The 15,474-nt window shown below is 73.0% G+C and carries 15 protein-coding genes; 8 read left to right on the forward strand and 7 right to left on the reverse strand.

The genetic code is table 11. The features are described 5' to 3' along the window. Positions 1 to 833: 833 nt before the first annotated feature. Positions 834 to 2,234 (forward strand): aminotransferase class V-fold PLP-dependent enzyme, encoded by a 1,401-nt coding sequence (locus tag ACYVOO_RS37300; protein WP_461020177.1) that lies wholly within the window; start codon positions 834 to 836, stop codon positions 2,232 to 2,234. A gap of 83 nt (positions 2,235 to 2,317) precedes the next feature. Here ACYVOO_RS37300 and ACYVOO_RS37305 read toward each other — a convergent pair whose 3' ends face one another. Further along, on the reverse strand, positions 2,318 to 3,292 hold the full coding sequence (locus ACYVOO_RS37305) for a carbohydrate kinase family protein (protein ID WP_461020178.1): 975 nt from the start codon (positions 3,290 to 3,292) through the stop codon (positions 2,318 to 2,320). 139 nt (positions 3,293 to 3,431) lie between these two features. Here ACYVOO_RS37305 and ACYVOO_RS37310 point away from each other — a divergent pair, with 139 nt between their 5' ends. Both ACYVOO_RS37310 and ACYVOO_RS37315 read left to right on the forward strand, forming a co-directional pair. Next, positions 3,432 to 3,632 carry a hypothetical protein gene (locus ACYVOO_RS37310; RefSeq protein WP_453346419.1) on the forward strand — a complete coding sequence of 67 codons (201 nt, stop codon included), beginning with the start codon at positions 3,432 to 3,434 and terminating at the stop codon, positions 3,630 to 3,632. A 124-nt stretch (positions 3,633 to 3,756) separates the two neighbouring features. Continuing rightward, on the forward strand, positions 3,757 to 5,286 hold the full coding sequence (locus ACYVOO_RS37315) for a hypothetical protein (protein WP_461020179.1): 1,530 nt from the start codon (positions 3,757 to 3,759) through the stop codon (positions 5,284 to 5,286). A gap of 123 nt (positions 5,287 to 5,409) precedes the next feature. Here ACYVOO_RS37315 and ACYVOO_RS37320 read toward each other — a convergent pair whose 3' ends face one another. Beyond that, positions 5,410 to 5,763 carry a HesB/IscA family protein gene (locus ACYVOO_RS37320; protein ID WP_453346421.1) on the reverse strand — a complete coding sequence of 118 codons (354 nt, stop codon included), beginning with the start codon at positions 5,761 to 5,763 and terminating at the stop codon, positions 5,410 to 5,412. Between the two features lie 279 nt (positions 5,764 to 6,042). Between ACYVOO_RS37320 and nadA the strand changes: the two genes are divergently transcribed. Further along, positions 6,043 to 7,260, forward strand: coding sequence for a quinolinate synthase NadA (gene nadA / locus ACYVOO_RS37325; protein ID WP_461020180.1), 1,218 nt, complete (start codon positions 6,043 to 6,045; stop codon positions 7,258 to 7,260). Between the two features lie 22 nt (positions 7,261 to 7,282). Next, positions 7,283 to 8,167, forward strand: coding sequence for a GNAT family N-acetyltransferase (locus ACYVOO_RS37330; RefSeq protein ID WP_461020181.1), 885 nt, complete (start codon positions 7,283 to 7,285; stop codon positions 8,165 to 8,167). 28 nt (positions 8,168 to 8,195) lie between these two features. Here ACYVOO_RS37330 and ACYVOO_RS37335 read toward each other — a convergent pair whose 3' ends face one another. The 4 genes from ACYVOO_RS37335 to ACYVOO_RS37350 all read right to left on the reverse strand — a co-directional run bounded on the left by ACYVOO_RS37335 (position 8,196) and on the right by ACYVOO_RS37350 (position 11,906). Then, positions 8,196 to 8,879 carry a response regulator transcription factor gene (locus tag ACYVOO_RS37335; protein ID WP_461020182.1) on the reverse strand — a complete coding sequence of 228 codons (684 nt, stop codon included), beginning with the start codon at positions 8,877 to 8,879 and terminating at the stop codon, positions 8,196 to 8,198. A gap of 12 nt (positions 8,880 to 8,891) precedes the next feature. Further along, positions 8,892 to 10,238 carry a sensor histidine kinase gene (locus ACYVOO_RS37340; RefSeq protein ID WP_461020187.1) on the reverse strand — a complete coding sequence of 449 codons (1,347 nt, stop codon included), beginning with the start codon at positions 10,236 to 10,238 and terminating at the stop codon, positions 8,892 to 8,894. A gap of 489 nt (positions 10,239 to 10,727) precedes the next feature. Continuing rightward, positions 10,728 to 11,006: a PspA-associated protein PspAA gene (gene pspAA / locus ACYVOO_RS37345; RefSeq protein ID WP_461020183.1), complete on the reverse strand. Its 279-nt coding sequence runs from the start codon at positions 11,004 to 11,006 to the stop codon at positions 10,728 to 10,730. A gap of 81 nt (positions 11,007 to 11,087) precedes the next feature. After that, on the reverse strand, positions 11,088 to 11,906 hold the full coding sequence (locus ACYVOO_RS37350; RefSeq protein ID WP_461020184.1) for a PspA/IM30 family protein: 819 nt from the start codon (positions 11,904 to 11,906) through the stop codon (positions 11,088 to 11,090). Positions 11,907 to 12,192: 286 nt separating this feature from the next. Here ACYVOO_RS37350 and ACYVOO_RS37355 point away from each other — a divergent pair, with 286 nt between their 5' ends. Beyond that, positions 12,193 to 12,789: a DUF3043 domain-containing protein gene (locus ACYVOO_RS37355; RefSeq protein ID WP_461020185.1), complete on the forward strand. Its 597-nt coding sequence runs from the start codon at positions 12,193 to 12,195 to the stop codon at positions 12,787 to 12,789. Continuing rightward, the gene (locus ACYVOO_RS37360; RefSeq protein ID WP_461020188.1) at positions 12,786 to 13,517 is read left to right on the forward strand and encodes a class I SAM-dependent methyltransferase; all 732 of its coding nucleotides are present in this window, start codon (positions 12,786 to 12,788) and stop codon (positions 13,515 to 13,517) included. The genes ACYVOO_RS37355 and ACYVOO_RS37360 overlap by 4 nt, the downstream gene beginning before the upstream one ends. A 193-nt stretch (positions 13,518 to 13,710) precedes the next feature. On the opposite strand, the gene ACYVOO_RS37365 is transcribed toward ACYVOO_RS37360, so the two are convergent. Further along, positions 13,711 to 13,929 carry a hypothetical protein gene (locus ACYVOO_RS37365; RefSeq protein ID WP_453346430.1) on the reverse strand — a complete coding sequence of 73 codons (219 nt, stop codon included), beginning with the start codon at positions 13,927 to 13,929 and terminating at the stop codon, positions 13,711 to 13,713. 83 nt (positions 13,930 to 14,012) lie between these two features. Here ACYVOO_RS37365 and ACYVOO_RS37370 point away from each other — a divergent pair, with 83 nt between their 5' ends. Next, positions 14,013 to 15,230, forward strand: a complete 1,218-nt coding sequence (locus tag ACYVOO_RS37370) for a bifunctional adenosylcobinamide kinase/adenosylcobinamide-phosphate guanylyltransferase (RefSeq protein WP_461020186.1) — start codon at positions 14,013 to 14,015, stop codon at positions 15,228 to 15,230. Positions 15,231 to 15,474 lie beyond the last annotated feature (244 nt).

A 15,474-nucleotide genomic window follows, 5' to 3' on the forward strand; every position in this document is an offset into this window, starting at 1 on the left:
CGCTGTGGACCGGTGCCGTACCGGAGGGGCTCCGCCCCTGTCGGGGTAGCTGACGACGACGGCTCCACCACCGTGGTGCGCCTGCCCCCGGCACCGTGCCGGAGGGCTTCCGCCCCTGCTGCGGGCGGCGCCTGGTGACGACGGTGCCCCACTGTTGTGCGCCCGCCCTGTGCCGCACCGGAGGGGCCCAGCCCAGCCACCACCGTTGTGGGCAGGCGTTCCGCATGGCGAGGGGGCACCTCCCAGCGGTAGCTGGGGGAGGGTGGGCACAACCCGTGCCACCGGCCCGCAACACGCGAACGAAACCCCAGGGGGCACCCCGGGGCTGCGCATCCTGCGAAGGGGGTGTTGCGCGGGACGGTCGGCCTGGGGAGTGGGGACCGTAGGTCCCGCGCTGGGGGGGCGTCAGCCGACCCGGAATCGGGCAGGGGGCCACCGGCGGGACGGGGACGGGGTGGGGTGTCCCCGCAGGTCGAGAAAGTCACCGGCGGAGAGACGAAGACGAGACCTTCACGCCGAGGAGACACCCCACCGCGGCACCGGACACCCCGCACCCACGCACCCACAACCACGGTGGAAACCCGGAGTCACGCGGCGCCAGCCGCGACGCACCGATCCATACGCCGCGCCGTAGCCACACACCCGCACCCGAAAAACGACGCACCGCCCAGCGCAGCACCCCGTGCAGCGGCACAAAAATCAGCGCGGGACCCTGCGGCACCCGCCACACCGGCCAACCGTCCCGCGCAACACCCCCGGCGAACCGGCACCCCCCGTTTCCTTCCGCACCCCGCGAAGGGGACCCGTACCCCGGGAAGGGTTAGCGTGCGGGGGTGTCGTATATGGACGCCGCTTCAGGCGTGGGGCTTCATCCCGTGGCGCGGCAGGCGCTGATCGCTTCGCTGGAGGAGGGGTGGGCGGACCCCGCGCGCCCCCACAGGGAGGGCCGCCGGGCCCGGATGCTGCTGGACGCGGCCCGCGAGACCACCGCGGAAGCCGTCGGATGCCGCCCCGACGAGCTGACGTTCACCACCTCGGGCACCCAGGCACTGCACACGGCCGTCGCCTCGACGCTCGCGGGCCGCCGCCGCACCGGCAACGCCCTGGTCGTCTCCGCCGTCGAGCACTCGGCCGTGCTGCACGCGGCCCAGACGCACGAGGCCGCCGGCGGCGAGGTCCGCCAGGTGGCGGTCGACCGTACGGGGCGCGCGTCGCCCGACGCGTATGCCGCCGCGCTCGAGGGACCCGTCGCGCTCGCCTGTCTTCAGTCGGCGAACCATGAGGTGGGAACCGAACAGCCGGTCGGTGAGGTCGCCGAGGTCTGCGCCGAGCGCGGTGTCCCCCTTCTGGTGGACGCGGCGCAGTCGCTGGCCTGGGGGCCGGTCGCCGGGGGCTGGTCGGTGCTCGCGGGCAGCGCGCACAAGTGGGGCGGCCCGCCGGGCGTGGGGCTGCTGGTGGTACGGAAGGGGACGCGGTTCGCCGTGCCGGGTCCGGCGGACGAGCGGGAGTCGGGCCGTGCGCCCGGCTTCGAGAACATCCCGGCGATCGTCGCGGCCGCCGCCTCGCTGCGTGCCGTACGCGCCGAGGCGGACGCGGAGGCGGCGCGGCTGCGCGGTCTGGTGGACCGGATCAGGGCGCGGGTCCCCGAGCTGGTGCCGGACGCGGAGGTGGTCGGCGACCCGGTGCGACGGCTGCCGCACGTGGTGACGTTCTCCTGTCTGTACGTGGACGGCGAGGCCCTGCTGCACGCGCTGGACCGCGAGGGGTTCTCCGTCTCCTCGGGTTCGTCGTGCACGTCGAGCACGCTGACGCCCAGCCATGTGCTGCGGGCGATGGGCGTCCTCTCGGAGGGCAACGTCCGGGTCTCCCTGCCTGCGGGCACGCCCCAGGGGGAGCTGGAGCGGGACGTGGAGCGCTTCCTCGCCGTGCTGCCCGGCGCCGTGCGCGATGTGCGCGAGCGGCTCGGCGCCCCGGTGCGGGGGCACACGCCGCGGGTGGACGGGGACGCCGGGTCCAGGGCCGCGGGGCTGACCGTCGACGCGCTGGGCAAGCTGTGCCCCGTACCGGTGATCGAGCTGGCCAAGGTGATCGGGGACGTGCCGGTCGGCGGCGTGGTCACGGTGCTCGCGGACGACGAGGCGGCCCGGCTGGACATCCCCGCCTGGTGCGAGATGCGGGGGCACGCGTTCCTGGGTGCGGAGGGCACGGCCTTCCGGGTGCGCCGCAGCGCGTGAGCCTCACGGGGCGCCCCCGGGCACCACGGAGGGGCCGCCCCCGTGGAGCGGCCCCTCCGTGGAAACCGTGCGCGAGGCGTCCGTCAGACCAGGTGTGCCTGGACCTCGGCCGCCGCGTCATGGCCGTACGCCTTCGTGAAGCGCTCCATGAAGTGGGTGCGCTTCAGCTCGTACTCCTGGGTGCCGACGGTCTCGATGACCAGCGTGGCGAGCATGCACCCGAGCTGCGCCGCGCGCTCCAGGCTGACGCCCCAGGCGAGCCCGGACATGAAGCCCGCGCGGAAGGCGTCGCCGACGCCGGTGGGGTCGGCCTTCTGCTCCTCCTTCGGGACCTCGACCTGGATGGGCTCCTGGCCCTCGCGGTCGATGCGGACGCCGCGGGCGCCCAGCGTGGTGACGCGGGTGCCGACCTTGGCGAGGATCTCCGCGTCGGTCCAGCCGGTCTTGCTCTCGATGAGTTCCTTCTCGTACTCGTTCGAGAAGAGATAGGTGGCGCCCTCCAGCAGGACCCGGATGTCCGGGCCGTCCATGCGGGCGATCTGCTGCGAGAAGTCCGCCGCGAAGGGGATGGAGCGGGTGCGGCACTCCTCCGTGTGGCGGATCATCGCCTCGGGGTCGTCGGCGCTGATGCAGACGAGGTCGAGCCCGCCGACGCGCTCGGCCACCCGGTGCAGCTCGATCTGCCGGGCCTCGCTCATGGCACCGGTGTAGAAGGAGCCGATCTGGTTGTGGTCGGCGTCGGTGGTGCACACGAAGCGGGCCGTGTGCCGCACCTCGGAGATGTGGACGGAATCGGTGTCCACGCCGTGCCGGTCGAGCCAGGCGCGGTACTCCTCGAAGTCCTCACCGGCAGCACCGACGAGAATCGGCCTGGCCCCGAGCTGACCCATGCCGAATGCGATGTTCGCTCCCACTCCTCCTCGCCTGATGTCGAGGGTGTCGACGAGGAAGGAGAGCGAGACCGTGTGCAGCTGGTCCGCGACCAGCTGGTCGGAAAAGCGACCCGGGAAGGTCATCAGGTGGTCGTTCGCGATTGAGCCGGTGACTGCGATACGCACGACGAAATCTGCTCCTGTGAAGAGGAGTCGGTTGCAGGGCTCCTTCACGCTACCCGCTCCCCGCTCGTATCCGAACAGGGCAGAACTACCCGATAGTAGGTCCTTCCAGGCACCTCGCCGAATGCGTAGCGTCAGCGTCATGGAGAAACCCCTGCGTCCCCCGGCCGAACCCGAATCCCTTGACCAATTGCGCGGTGACTGCGCGCGGATGGCCCCCCACTGGTCCGTGACCAGCCCGTCTCCCGTGGTGGTGCCCGTCCCGCCGGAGGCGCTGCGCGGGGTCCGGGTGCCCTCGCGGTCGGCCCGGCTGCTGGACGGTATGTCCGAGTACGGCGACTGAGAGGAGCGCCGGAAGGAACACCGCCTGGAACCGCCCGCTCTTCGGCTCCGTCCCATCCACGTCCGTCCCCGCCCGAGGGGTTGGGACCTCACGTGATGAGCGGAGCCGAAGAAGGAGCGATGCGGTGAGCACCGAACCGTCCCCTGTCAACGACGGGGATGCCACACACCCGGACGCCCCTGCCAAGCCCGACGAGCGGTCCGCGCGGCGGCGCGGACCGCGGCTGACCGTCCTCGCCGTCGCGACGGCCGTTCTGCTGGCGGGCGGAGGCGGGGCCTACTGGGCGTCGACGGCCGGAAGCGGGGACCAGGCCGCGCCCGGCGGCGGCAGCGAACCGCCACCGCTCGCGCTGGACGGGCTCGCCCTGGGCGAGCAGGCGTCGGAGGGCGGCGAGAAGGACATCGCCCCCGGTGAGCCGACCAACACCCAGCCCCTGCGGGCCGACGGCCCCCTCCCCGACGGGCCCTCGTCCGCCGCCGTGCACCGCCCCGCGCCGGACGGCGTGAAGGAGGCGGACGTGGCGGCCCTCGCCAAGGCCCTCGACGTGCCGGGGAGCCCGGAGAAGGAGGACGGCCGCTGGGTCGTCGCCGAGGACGGGAAGAAGAACGAGAACGGCACCGGCCCCCTGCTCACCGTCAGCACCGGGGAGCCAGCGGGGAGCTGGACGTACAGCGCCCACGGCAGCACGGGCGGCCCCGATTCGGGGAAGGGCGAGCCCGTCTCCGCCGAGGAGGCGAAGGACGCCGTGCGGCCCGCGCTGAAGGCACTGAAGCAGGAGGGCGCTGAGCTGGACGCGAGCGCCACGGCCGCCTCGCAGCGCACGGTCAGCGCGGCGCCCGAGGTCGCCGGGCTGCCGACCAACGGCTGGAACAGTTCCTTCACGGTGGACTCCGACGGCGAACTGGCCCGCGCCCACGGCACGATGGCCCGGCTGGACAAGGGCCCGACGTATCCGGTGCTGTCGGCGAAGGACACCCTGAAGCAGCTCAACAAGCAGCGGGCCGCGGGCGGCGGCGCCGGTGTCGGCTGCCCGAAGAACGCCAAGTGCGCGAACCCGCTCCTCGCCGTGGAGAGCGGCGCCAGCGACTCCGGCTCTGGTTCCGGCAAGCAGGAGTCGGTGAAGGTGACCGACGCGGCGTTCGGGCTGGCCACGCACTACTCCAGCGGCAAGCCCGTGCTCGTCCCGTCGTGGATCTACGACGTGGAGCTGCCGGGCGGCACCGAGGGGCAACTGACGCACCCGGCGCTCGGGGCGAAGCATCTGAAGCCCTCCGGTGACGGCGACAGCGCGTCCACAGCTCCGGCCCCTGGCGGCTCGCCGTCCGACCCCGGTTCCGGTTCCGGCTCCGGTGGCGGTGACATCGGCACCGGCGGCGGCTCCGAGGCGGGCGCCCAGGCCGTCACCTCGTACACGAGCGAGGGCAACACCCTGAAGCTGACGTTCTGGGGCGGGGTCTGCGACAAGTACGAGGCGAGCGCCGACGAGTCGGGCGAGCGGGTCGAGGTCACCGTCGAGCCGAAGGACCCGGACCCGGACAAGATGTGCGTGAAGATGGCGAAGCGGCAGACCGTCGAGGTCGAGCTGGACAAGGCGCTGGGCGACCGCGAGGTCGTGGACGCGAAGGACGGCGACACCCTGCCGCACAAGAAGTGAGCGGCCTGGAATAAGCGTCGGAACGACGACGAAGGCGGCGGATCCGCTCGGGATCCGCCGCCTTCGCCTTGTGCTCGGTGGCCTCAGCGTCGCTCGGCCGCCCGTGGACGCCCTGAAGTCGGCTCAGCTGAAGGAGTCGCCACAGGCGCAGGAGCCGGTGGCGTTCGGGTTGTCGATCGTGAAGCCCTGCTTCTCGATGGTGTCGACGAAGTCGATGGAGGCACCGCCGAGGTACGGCGCGGACATCCGGTCGGTGACGACCTTGACGCCGTCGAAGTCCTTGACGACATCGCCGTCGAGCGAGCGCTCGTCGAAGAAGAGCTGGTAGCGCAGGCCGGAGCAGCCACCGGGCTGGACGGCGACACGCAGCGCCAGATCGTCCCGGCCCTCCTGCTCCAGCAGGGTCTTGACCTTACCCGCGGCGGCGTCGGACAGGATGATGCCCTCGCTCACAGCGGTCTCGTCCGAAACGGACATCTGCTTCTCTCCCGGGTTGTACGGACTGCTCTGCCGCCCACTGCAACCGGCGGCATCCCGGATTCATTCCGGCTGGCACGTCATGACGGATTTCTTTACGTGTCTCGCGTCTCGCGACGTTCTCCCCTCTCATGCTCGCACACCGGGCGGCGCCAACGGGAGTGCGTCACATTGACGCGATGGGCATCGTCAAAGTGACGTGAAGCGGCTATGATAGATAACGTCAGTTAGACGAGAAGTCGCGACGCGATATCCGACATCAGAGAAAGGGTGGGTGCCGTGAACACCGCCCAGCCGCTGGATCCAGAGCCGACACCCCTCGCACTCCTCCTGCTCGGACGCGACTCCGACCCGAAGAGCGAGCGCGGCGTGGAGTGCCCCGGCGATCTGCCCGCCCCCTCCGACCCCGGTCTCGTCGAGCGCGCCCGCGCGGCCAAGGAGAAGCTGGGCGACAAGGTCTTCGTCCTCGGGCACCACTACCAGCGCGACGAGGTCATCGAGTTCGCCGATGTGACAGGGGACTCCTTCAAGCTGGCCCGCGAGGCCGCGGCCCGGCCCGACGCCGAGTACATCGTCTTCTGCGGCGTGCACTTCATGGCCGAGTCCGCTGACATCCTCACCAGCGACCGGCAGCAGGTCGTGCTGCCGGACCTGGCCGCGGGCTGCTCCATGGCCGACATGGCGACGGCCGAGCAGGTCGCGGAGTGCTGGGACGTGCTCACGGAAGCGGGGGTCGCGGACGTCACCGTCCCGGTCTCGTACATGAACTCCTCCGCCGACATCAAGGCGTTCACCGGCAGGCACGGCGGCACCATCTGCACCTCCTCCAACGCCAAGCGGGCCCTGGAGTGGGCCTTCGGCCAGGACGCCTCGGGCGACCGCGACCGCGACCGCGATCACGCGCGCGCCAAGGTCCTCTTCCTCCCCGACCAGCACCTCGGGCGCAACACCGCCGTGCGCGACATGGGCATGTCCCTGGACGACTGCGTCGTCTACAACCCGCACAAGCCGAACGGCGGGCTCACCCCCGAGCAGTTGCGGGACGCGCGGATGATCCTGTGGCGCGGGCACTGCTCGGTGCACGGCCGCTTCTCGCTGGAGTCCGTCGAGGACGTACGGGCGCGCATACCCGGCGTCAACGTCCTCGTGCACCCCGAGTGCAAGCACGAGGTCGTCGCAGCGGCCGATCAGGTCGGCTCGACGGAGCACATCATCCAGGCACTGGACGCGGCCCCCGCCGGTTCGAAGTGGGCCATCGGCACCGAGCTGAACCTGGTGCGGCGCCTGGCGAACCGCTACGCGGACCAGGACAAGGAGATCGTCTTCCTGGACCGCACGGTCTGCTTCTGCTCCACCATGAACCGGATCGACCTCCCCCACCTCGTCTGGGCGCTGGAATCGCTCGCGGAGGGCCGGGTCGTCAACCGCATCGAGGTGGACGCGGAGACCGAGAAGTTCGCGAAGCTGGCGCTGGAACGGATGCTGGCGCTGCCGTAAGCACCGGTCATAACCTGCGCCAATGCTGCTGCGACCGGTCCACGACACCGAGGAGGACGCCGAGGCGGTCCGGGCCCTCATGCGGGCCGCCTTCGCCGCCCCGTCCACCGGGCCGGGAGACGCGCGCCCGGTGCCCGCGCCCTCCCCCGAGCGGGAGGCGCGCGGCCGGGAGAAGGTCCGGCACCTGGTCCGCACCTCCCCCGGCGGGAGCTGGCTGGCCGAGGACGCCGCAGGCCGCCCGGTGGGCGCGGCGCAGGCCGTGCTGCGGGAGGGCACCTGGGGGCTCGCGCTGCTGGTGGTGCTGCCCGAGGCGCGGGGCAAGGGCGTGGGCGGCACGCTGCTGAGCCGGGCGCGCGAGCTGGGCAGGCACTGTCTGCGGGGCATCATCTGCTGCTCCACTCACCCGGCCGCAGCGCGCGCCTACCGCAGGGCCGGGTTCACGCTGCACCCCACCATGCGGCTGCACGGCACGCTCGACCCCTCGCGCCTCGCGGCGCCCGACAAGCCGGCCGTGGTGGGCTCGGCGGCGCACCGGGACCTGATGGACTCCGTCGACCGGCGGCTGCGCGGCGGCGCGCACGGCCCCGACCACGAGTTCCTGGTCCGGCACTGCCGCCTCTTCGTCTCCGACGACCTCGCGGGCAGCGGCTACTGCTATCTGACGCCCGAGGGCAAGGTCGAACTCCTCGCGGCGACCTCGCGCCGCCTCGCGACGCGGCTGCTGACGACGGCGCTGCTGAGCCTGCCCGAGGGCGCCGAGGCCACGGTGCACGATCTGACCGCCGAGCAGCAGTGGGCCGTCGACGTGGGGCTCGCGGCGGGGCTCGGACTGACCACGGCGGGCTGGGTCTGCCTGCGCGGGATGCGCCCGCCGTCGCCGTACGTCCCGTCGGGCTCCTTCCTGTAGGCCCCTGGGCCCCTGGCCGCGCGGGTTCTCAGCCGCGCGGCCTGACGAGCCCGCTCTCGTACGCCGCGACCACCAACTGCGCCCTGTCGCGGGCGCCGAGCTTGGACATCGTGCGGTTGACGTGCGTCTTGACCGTGAGGGGGCTGACGGAGAGCAGGGCGGCGATCTCGTCGTTGGAGAGGCCGCCCGCGACATGGGTGAGCACCTCGCGCTCGCGCCCCGTGAGGACGTCCAGCTCGGCGGGCGTCGTACGGCCCTCGCCCGTGCCGTCCCAGGAGCCGCCCTGGGCGAGGAACCGGGCGATCAGGCCCTTCGTCGCGACCGGCGAGAGCAGGGACTCGCCGTGGGCGACGACGCGGATGGCCGAGAGCAGCTCGTCGGGCTCGGCGCCCTTGCCGAGGAAGCCGGAGGCGCCCGCGCGCAGCGACTGCACCACGTAGTCGTCGACCTCGAAGGTGGTCAGGATGACGACCTTGACGTCGGCGAGCCCGGGATCGGCGCTGATGGCGCGGGTCGCGGCGAGGCCGTCGGTGCCCGGCATGCGAATGTCCATGAGGACGACGTCGGCGCGCTGCTCACGGGTGACGGCGACGGCCTCGTCGCCGTCGGACGCCTCGCCCACCACCTCCATGTCCGCCTCGGAGTCCACCAGCACCTTGAACGCGCTGCGCAGCAGTGCCTGATCGTCGACGAGTACGACACGGATCGTCATGCGCGGGTCTCCTTACGCCTGGTGCGTGTCCTCCGGCTCCCGCTCATCCTGCCGTGCGCCGCCGCACGGCCGGTGCCGGGGCGGGCGTTCACCCCGCTCACCCCGCTCGGCTCGCTCGCCCTTCTCCTCCGCCTCCGCCTCCGCCTCGTCCTCGCCCGGCCTGGGCGTCGGCTGGAGCGGCAGCCGTACCCGCACCCGGAAGCCGCCGCCCGCGAGGGGCCCCGTCTCGCAGTCGCCGCCGAGTGCGGCGGCACGCTCGCGCATCCCCAGCAGCCCGTGCCCGCCGCCCGTGTCCTCGGCCTCCCCGGGCACGCCCGCGCCGTCGTCCGTCACGGTGACCTCCAGGAAGTGCCGCTCCCGCACGAGTCCGATCTCGACGCGTGCCCCGGTGCCCACGTGCTTCTGGACGTTGGTCAGTGCCTCCTGGACGACGCGGTAGGCGGTGAGGTCGACGGCCGAGGGCAGCGGCCCCACCTCGCGCGGCTCGCCCTCGACGTCGACGGTGAGCCCGGCCCGTACGAAGCCCTCCACCAGCTCGTCCAGCACCTCAAGACCGGGCGCGGGCTCGGTCGGAGCCGTGCTCTCGCCCGACTGGCGCAGCAGCCCGACCGTCGTCTGCAACTCGTCCAGCGCGTGCCTGCTCGCCTCCCGTACATGCGCGAGCGCCTGTTTGGCCTGGTCGGGGCGCTGGTCCATGACGTGCGACGCGACGCCCGCCTGGACGTTGACGAGGGCGATGTGGTGCGCGACGACGTCGTGCAGCTCGCGGGCGATGCGCATCCGCTCCTCCGCGACCCTGCGCCTGGCCTCCTCCTCGCGGGTGCGCTCGGCGCGCTCGGCCCGCTCGCGCATGGCGTCGATGAAGGCGCGGCGACTGCGCACGGCCTCCCCGGCCGCCGCCGCCAGCCCGGTCCAGGCGAGGATGCCGAGGTTCTCCTGCGCGTACCAGGGCCCTGGCCCGAAGAGCACGGCCGAGCCCGCGAGCACGACGACCGTCACGGCGCCGACCCGCCAGCTCGTGAGCCGGTCGGTGCGGTTGGAGACGGTGTAGAGGGCGATGATCGCTGCCAGCACGATCGGCGCGCGGCGGTCGCCGGGAGGCAGCGTGTCCGTGTCGATGATCAGGCCGATGACGCAGATGAGGCTGGTGATGCACAGCACAGGGAGCGGGGCGCGGCGGCGCAGCACCAGCACGGCGCAGGCGAGAGCCGCGAGGACGACGGTCTGGTGGCTCAGCTCGCGGTCGCCGAAGTGGGGGCGCCCGTCGGGCCCGTGCGGGTCGGTGGCGGCGCCGAGCAGCGTCGCCACGAAGGCGCCCAGGGCGAGCAGCGTGTCCACGAGATACGGGTGGGCCCGCATGTGTGCGCGCAGCCCGCAGAGGCGGGAGGGACCTGCTCCCGCCTCCGTCGCTTGGTTCGTCGTCACACCACGCACCGTACGGGCCTGGGAACAGAGCGGAGGCACCGGTCCGGAATCAGAGACTCCGGGGACGGGGGTGCCGGGCGGGAACGGTGCGGCGGCCACGGCGCCGGGAGGCCGGGGGCGCCGCGCGAAGGGGACGCGGCGGCCACCGGGGTGCTCGTCGCCGCCGTGGCACGACGGGTGTGCGTGACGCGTCGCGTGTCCGGAACACGCCGGGTGTCCGTGGCGGACCCGGTGCCGGCGACGCGCCCGGTGCGCGCGAGGCGCCCGGTGCGCGCGAGGCGCCCGACGTGCGGGACACGTCCGGTGTGCGGAACACGTCGCGTGGCCGTGACGCGTCCGGTGTGCGTGCTGCTCCTGGTGTCCGTGGTGACCGCCGCTCCTCCGTCGGGCAGGGCCTTCGGGCAGGCCCCTCGGCCGGGCCCGTCAGCCCGGGATGAGCCCGTCGTCGCTGAGCATGTGCCGCACCTCTTCGAGCGAGGCGTCGGGTGCGGGGAGGATCAGCTCGGAGGGCTCCAGGGCGTCGTCCGGCAGGGCCGTGCCCAGGGTCCGTACGGCGTCGAGCAGCGCGGCGAGCGTGCGGCGGAAGCCCGCCTCGTCCCCGGAGTCCATCTCGGCGAGCAGCTCGTCGTCCAGCTTGTTCAGCTCGGCGAAGTGGCTGTCCGCCAGCTTCACCTGGCCTTCCCCCATGATCCGTACGATCATGTCGCTCTCCTTCCGGCGAGGCCCCGAGTCACTGGTCAGGCCGCCTTCGGTCAGCGGCCGCGCGGGCAGGCCGCGGGCAGATCACTGCTTGTCGAACTTAGGCGTGTCCTGCCCCCGCTGCCCCTGCGACTCGCCCTGCGGTGCACCCGCCTGGCCGCCGCCGCTGCCCTCGATGGCCTGCTGGCCCTGCGCGCTGCCGCCCGCCAGCTCCGCCTTCATCCGCTGCAGCTCCAGCTCCACGTCCGTGCCGCCCGAGAGGCGGTCCAGCTCGGCGGTGATGTCGTCCTTGGCCATGCCGGACTGGTCGTCCAGCGCGCCGGAGGCGAGCAGCTCGTCGATGGCGCCGGAGCGGGCCTGGAGCTGCGCGGTCTTGTCCTCGGCACGCTGGATCGCCATGCCGACGTCGCCCATCTCCTCGGAGATGCCGGAGAACGCCTCGCCGATCCGGGTCTGCGCCTGGGCCGCGGTGTACGTGGCCTTGATGGTCTCCTTCTTCGTACGGAAGGCGTCCACCTTGGCCTGGAGGCGCTGCGCCGCGAGCGTCAGCTTCTCCTCCTCGCCCTGGAGCGTCTGGTGCTGGGTCTCCAGGTCCGTGACCTGCTGCTGGAGGGCCGCACGGCGGGAGAGCGCCTCGCGGGCGAGGTCCTCACGCCCCAGCGCCAGCGCCTTCTTGCCCTGGTCCTCCAGCTTGGAGGACTGGCCCTGCAACTGGCTGAGCTGAAGCTCCAGCCGCTTGCGGGACGTCGCCACGTCGGCCACCCCGCGCCGCACCTTCTGGAGCAGCTCCAGCTGCTTCTGGTACGAGTAATCCAGCGTCTCCCGCGGATCCTCGGCCCGGTCCAGGGCCTTGTTGGCCTTCGCGCGGAAGATCATCCCCATACGCTTCATGACACCGCTCATGGGCCTCGCGCGCCCCCTTCGTAACGGACTGAGCCTTACGCACATCTACAGACCCCAGACTACGGGCCTCAGTTCCATTACCGCACTGTTCGGGCCCGGATGCGCTCCTCCTGGAGGACGATCGCGAGGGCGTTCCCTCCCGCGCAGGGAGGAGGGAGCGGGAGTGCACGGCGAGTGCGCGAGGAGTTCCGGGGAGTGCCGGGCCGACGGCACTGGGGCAGGTGTTGCCGGATCGTGCCCCTGCCGGACTGGGGCCCGTGCGCGGGCACACCGTACTCTTGGGAGTGTGTTCCGAAGCCGTTCGAAGGACGGGCAGGCCACGTCGCCCCAGGTGACCGAGGCCGAGCCCCGCCAAACCCGCGACCCCCAGGCCCCCAAGGGCCGCCCGACGCCGAAGCGCAGCGAGGCGCAGTCACAGCGCCGCAGTGTCGCCAAGGTCCCCAAGAGCCGCAAGGAGGCGGCCAAGCGCCAGCGCGAAGCCCGGCGCACCGACATGGCGCGCCAGCGCGAGGCGCTGGCCAGTGGTGACGAGCGCTATCTGCCCGCCAGGGACAAGGGGCCCGTACGGCGCTACGCCCGGGACTTCGTGGACTCGCGCTGGTGCGTGGCGGAGTTCTTCCTGCCCATCGCGGTGATCATCCTCGTGCTGAGCATGATGCCGTCGCTCCAGCTCAAGAACATCTCGCTGCTGCTGTGGCTGTTCGTGATCGTGCTGATCGTCGTCGACTCGGTGCTGATCGTCTTCCGGTTGAAGAAGGCCCTGCGCGAGCGCTTCCCCGACGAGCCCAAGCGCGGTGCCGTCGCCTACGCGGTGATGCGGACCCTCCAGATGCGCCGGATGCGCCTGCCCAAGCCGCAGGTCGCACGCGGCGAGAAGCCCTGATCCGCCAGGAGCTGGTCGCCAGGCAGTTGGACGAGCAGATCGCGGCCCGCTTCGAGGTGGGCCGCAGACTGCGTGTGCTCGACGTGGGCCTCGGCCGCGGCGAGCAGTCCCTGCGGCTGGCCCGTGCGGGCCACAAGGTGACCGGTCTCGAATCCGACCCCGCCCTGCTGGCGCTCGTGCGCGAGGCGCTGGAGGCGGAACCCGAGGGCATACGCCAGCGCGTCCGCGTCGTCCCCGGCGACAGCCAGGACACGGGCGCGACCTTCCTGCCCGGCACGTTCGACGTCGTGCTCTGCCACGGCGAGCTGATGGAGGCCCGCGACCCTGGCAACACCCTCGCCGGGCTCGCCCGGGTCCTGGACACGGGCGGGCTGCTGTCCCTGCTGATACGGAACGACGACGCGCTCGCCATGCACCCGGGCCGCGCAGGTGACTGGGACGCCGTGCTGGCCGCGCTCGACTTCGCCGAGCGCGGCGAAGGGTCCGGCAGCGCCTTCCGCCGCGAGGCCCTCACCGCCACGCTGGCGGGGATCGGCACGCCGCTGCACGAGTGGTACGGGGTGCAGGTCTTCACGGCCGACGAGCGCGCGCTGAGCGCGGGGAGCGAGGCGGGCGGCGCGCTCTCCGAGGAGGACGAGCGGATCGTCGCCGCCGAGCTGCGCGCCGGCCGCACGGATCCGTACCGGTCCGTTGCCGCCATGCTGCACCTGTGCGGGGTGCGGGGCTGACGGCGGGGCTGATCACGGGGCGTTCGCTTCGCCGGCCGTGGCCGTGGGCCGTGGCCGTGGGCCGTGGCCGTGGGCCGTGGCCGTGGGCCGTGGCCGTGGGCCGTGGCCGTGGGCCGTGGCCGTGGGCCGTGGCGCCTCTCCCGTCGCGTACGGCCGCGTGCCGCCGCGACGGGAGAGGCGCGCCGCGCGCGCTTCAGCTCTCGGCGGGCTCCTCGGAGTGGAGGCTCATCGGCCCGTAGATCTTGCTGCCGTCCTCCAGGAGGGTGACCTGATCGGCGCCGCCCTCCAGCAGGTCCTTCCAGACCTCCCCGATCCACGACTCCGCGTCCCCCTGGGTGGGGAACTCCTCGGGCTGGACTGCGGGTTCCGTCTCCGTGCCGTCGGCCTTCTCGAACCGCCACGTCCACGCCATATGTGCCTCCCGACATCGGCTGTTGCTGCTCGCAGACTAATCCTGAGTGCGCGGCCCCCGTCGGGCCAAGAGACGATCGTGGTGTGGAACTCACTCTGCTCGGTACCGGCGCCCCCGCCGGACTCCCCCGGCCCGGCTGCCCCTGCGCGGCCTGCGCGACCGCCGTCGGCGACGAGGCGCGCGCGGCGACCGCGCTGCTCGTGGACGGCACACTCCTGCTCGACCTCACCCCCGGGCCCGCCTTCGCGGCGGCGCGCGCTGGGCACTCGCTGCAAGGCGTACGGCAGGTCGCGCTCTCGCACCCGCACGACGGGCCCGCGCTGGAGTTCCCCGCCGGGCTGCCCGCGCCCGTGCGCGTGCCCGACGGCCAGGAACTGGCCCTCATCAGCGGCCACCGGCTGCGCGCCCTCGCCCTCGACGCGCCCGGCACGGGCTACGCCGTCACCGGGCCTGGCGGCGAACGCCTCCTCTACCTCCCGCCCGGCGCGGCGGTGGCGGGCCTGGAGGACGAGCCCGCGCCCGTGCCGTACGACATGGCCGTCCTCGACGTCGTCGGACGGCCCGACGCACTCGCCAGGCTGCGGGGCGCGGGCGCCGTCGGCCCGACGACCGACGTCATCGCCGTCCACCTCGACCACGACGTGCCGCCGGGCGCCGAGCTGCACCGCCGCCTCGCCGCGGCGGGCGCCCGTACGGAGCCGGACGGGACGACGCTGATCGTCGGCGAGTACCACGACGTGCCCGACGTGCCACGGCGCACGCTCGTGCTGGGCGGGGCGCGCTCGGGGAAGTCGGCGGAGGCGGAGCGGCGGCTGGCCACGTTCCCCGACGTCGTGTACGTCGCGACGGGCGGGACGCGGGCCGGTGACGCCGAGTGGGCCGCGCGGGTCGCCGCGCACCGGGAGCGGCGGCCCGCGTCGTGGCGCACGGAGGAGACGTGCGACCTGGTGCCTCTGCTGACGGCCGAGGGGCCGCCGCTGCTCGTCGACTGCCTGTCGCTGTGGCTCACGCATGTGATGGACGAGGTCGGGGCGTGGGACGACGGGGTGTGGCGTGAGCGGGGGGCGCGAGTGCTCGGGGAGCGGGTGGATGAGTTGGTGGGGGCGGTGCGGGGGGCTTCGCGGACCGTGGTGACGGTCAGCAACGAGGTGGGGTCCGGTGTGGTGCCCACCTCTGCGGCGGGGCGGCGCTTCCGGGACGAGCTGGGCCGCCTGAACGCGGCGATCGCCACCGAATCCGAACACGTCCTCCTCCTGACGGCGGGCCTGCCCACGGTGCTTCGGGGGGCGGTTCCCGAGTAGGCGCCCCGTTCGCCGGGGGTGTTGCGCGGGACGGTTGGCCGGTGTGGTGCGCACTGTAGGGTCCCGCGCCAATTTTTGTGCCGCTTCACGCAGGGGGGTGGCGGGGCGTCGTGTTCGGGTGCGGGCCGGTGGCTTCGGCGCGGCGTGTGGTTGCGGTGCGATGCGGCTGGCGCCGCGTGGTTGTTGGCTTGTGCCGGTGGTCGTGTGGGGTTGGTGTGTGGTGGGGGTCGGTGCCGTGCCGGGG

This window comes from Streptomyces daliensis, from assembly GCF_054782395.1.

Excerpts from the sequence above, each read along its gene's own strand:
- ACYVOO_RS37310 (WP_453346419.1), top strand. The coding sequence starts at position 3,432 with ATGGAGAAACCCCTGCGTCCCCCGGCCGAACCCGAATCCCTTGACCAA.
- ACYVOO_RS37320 (WP_453346421.1), bottom strand. The coding sequence starts at position 5,763 with ATGTCCGTTTCGGACGAGACCGCTGTGAGCGAGGGCATCATCCTGTCC.
- ACYVOO_RS37330 (WP_461020181.1), top strand. The coding sequence starts at position 7,283 with ATGCTGCTGCGACCGGTCCACGACACCGAGGAGGACGCCGAGGCGGTC.
- ACYVOO_RS37335 (WP_461020182.1), bottom strand. The coding sequence starts at position 8,879 with ATGACGATCCGTGTCGTACTCGTCGACGATCAGGCACTGCTGCGCAGC.
- ACYVOO_RS37340 (WP_461020187.1), bottom strand. The coding sequence starts at position 10,238 with ATGCGGGCCCACCCGTATCTCGTGGACACGCTGCTCGCCCTGGGCGCC.
- pspAA (WP_461020183.1), bottom strand. The coding sequence starts at position 11,006 with ATGATCGTACGGATCATGGGGGAAGGCCAGGTGAAGCTGGCGGACAGC.
- ACYVOO_RS37350 (WP_461020184.1), bottom strand. The coding sequence starts at position 11,906 with ATGAGCGGTGTCATGAAGCGTATGGGGATGATCTTCCGCGCGAAGGCC.
- ACYVOO_RS37365 (WP_453346430.1), bottom strand. The coding sequence starts at position 13,929 with ATGGCGTGGACGTGGCGGTTCGAGAAGGCCGACGGCACGGAGACGGAA.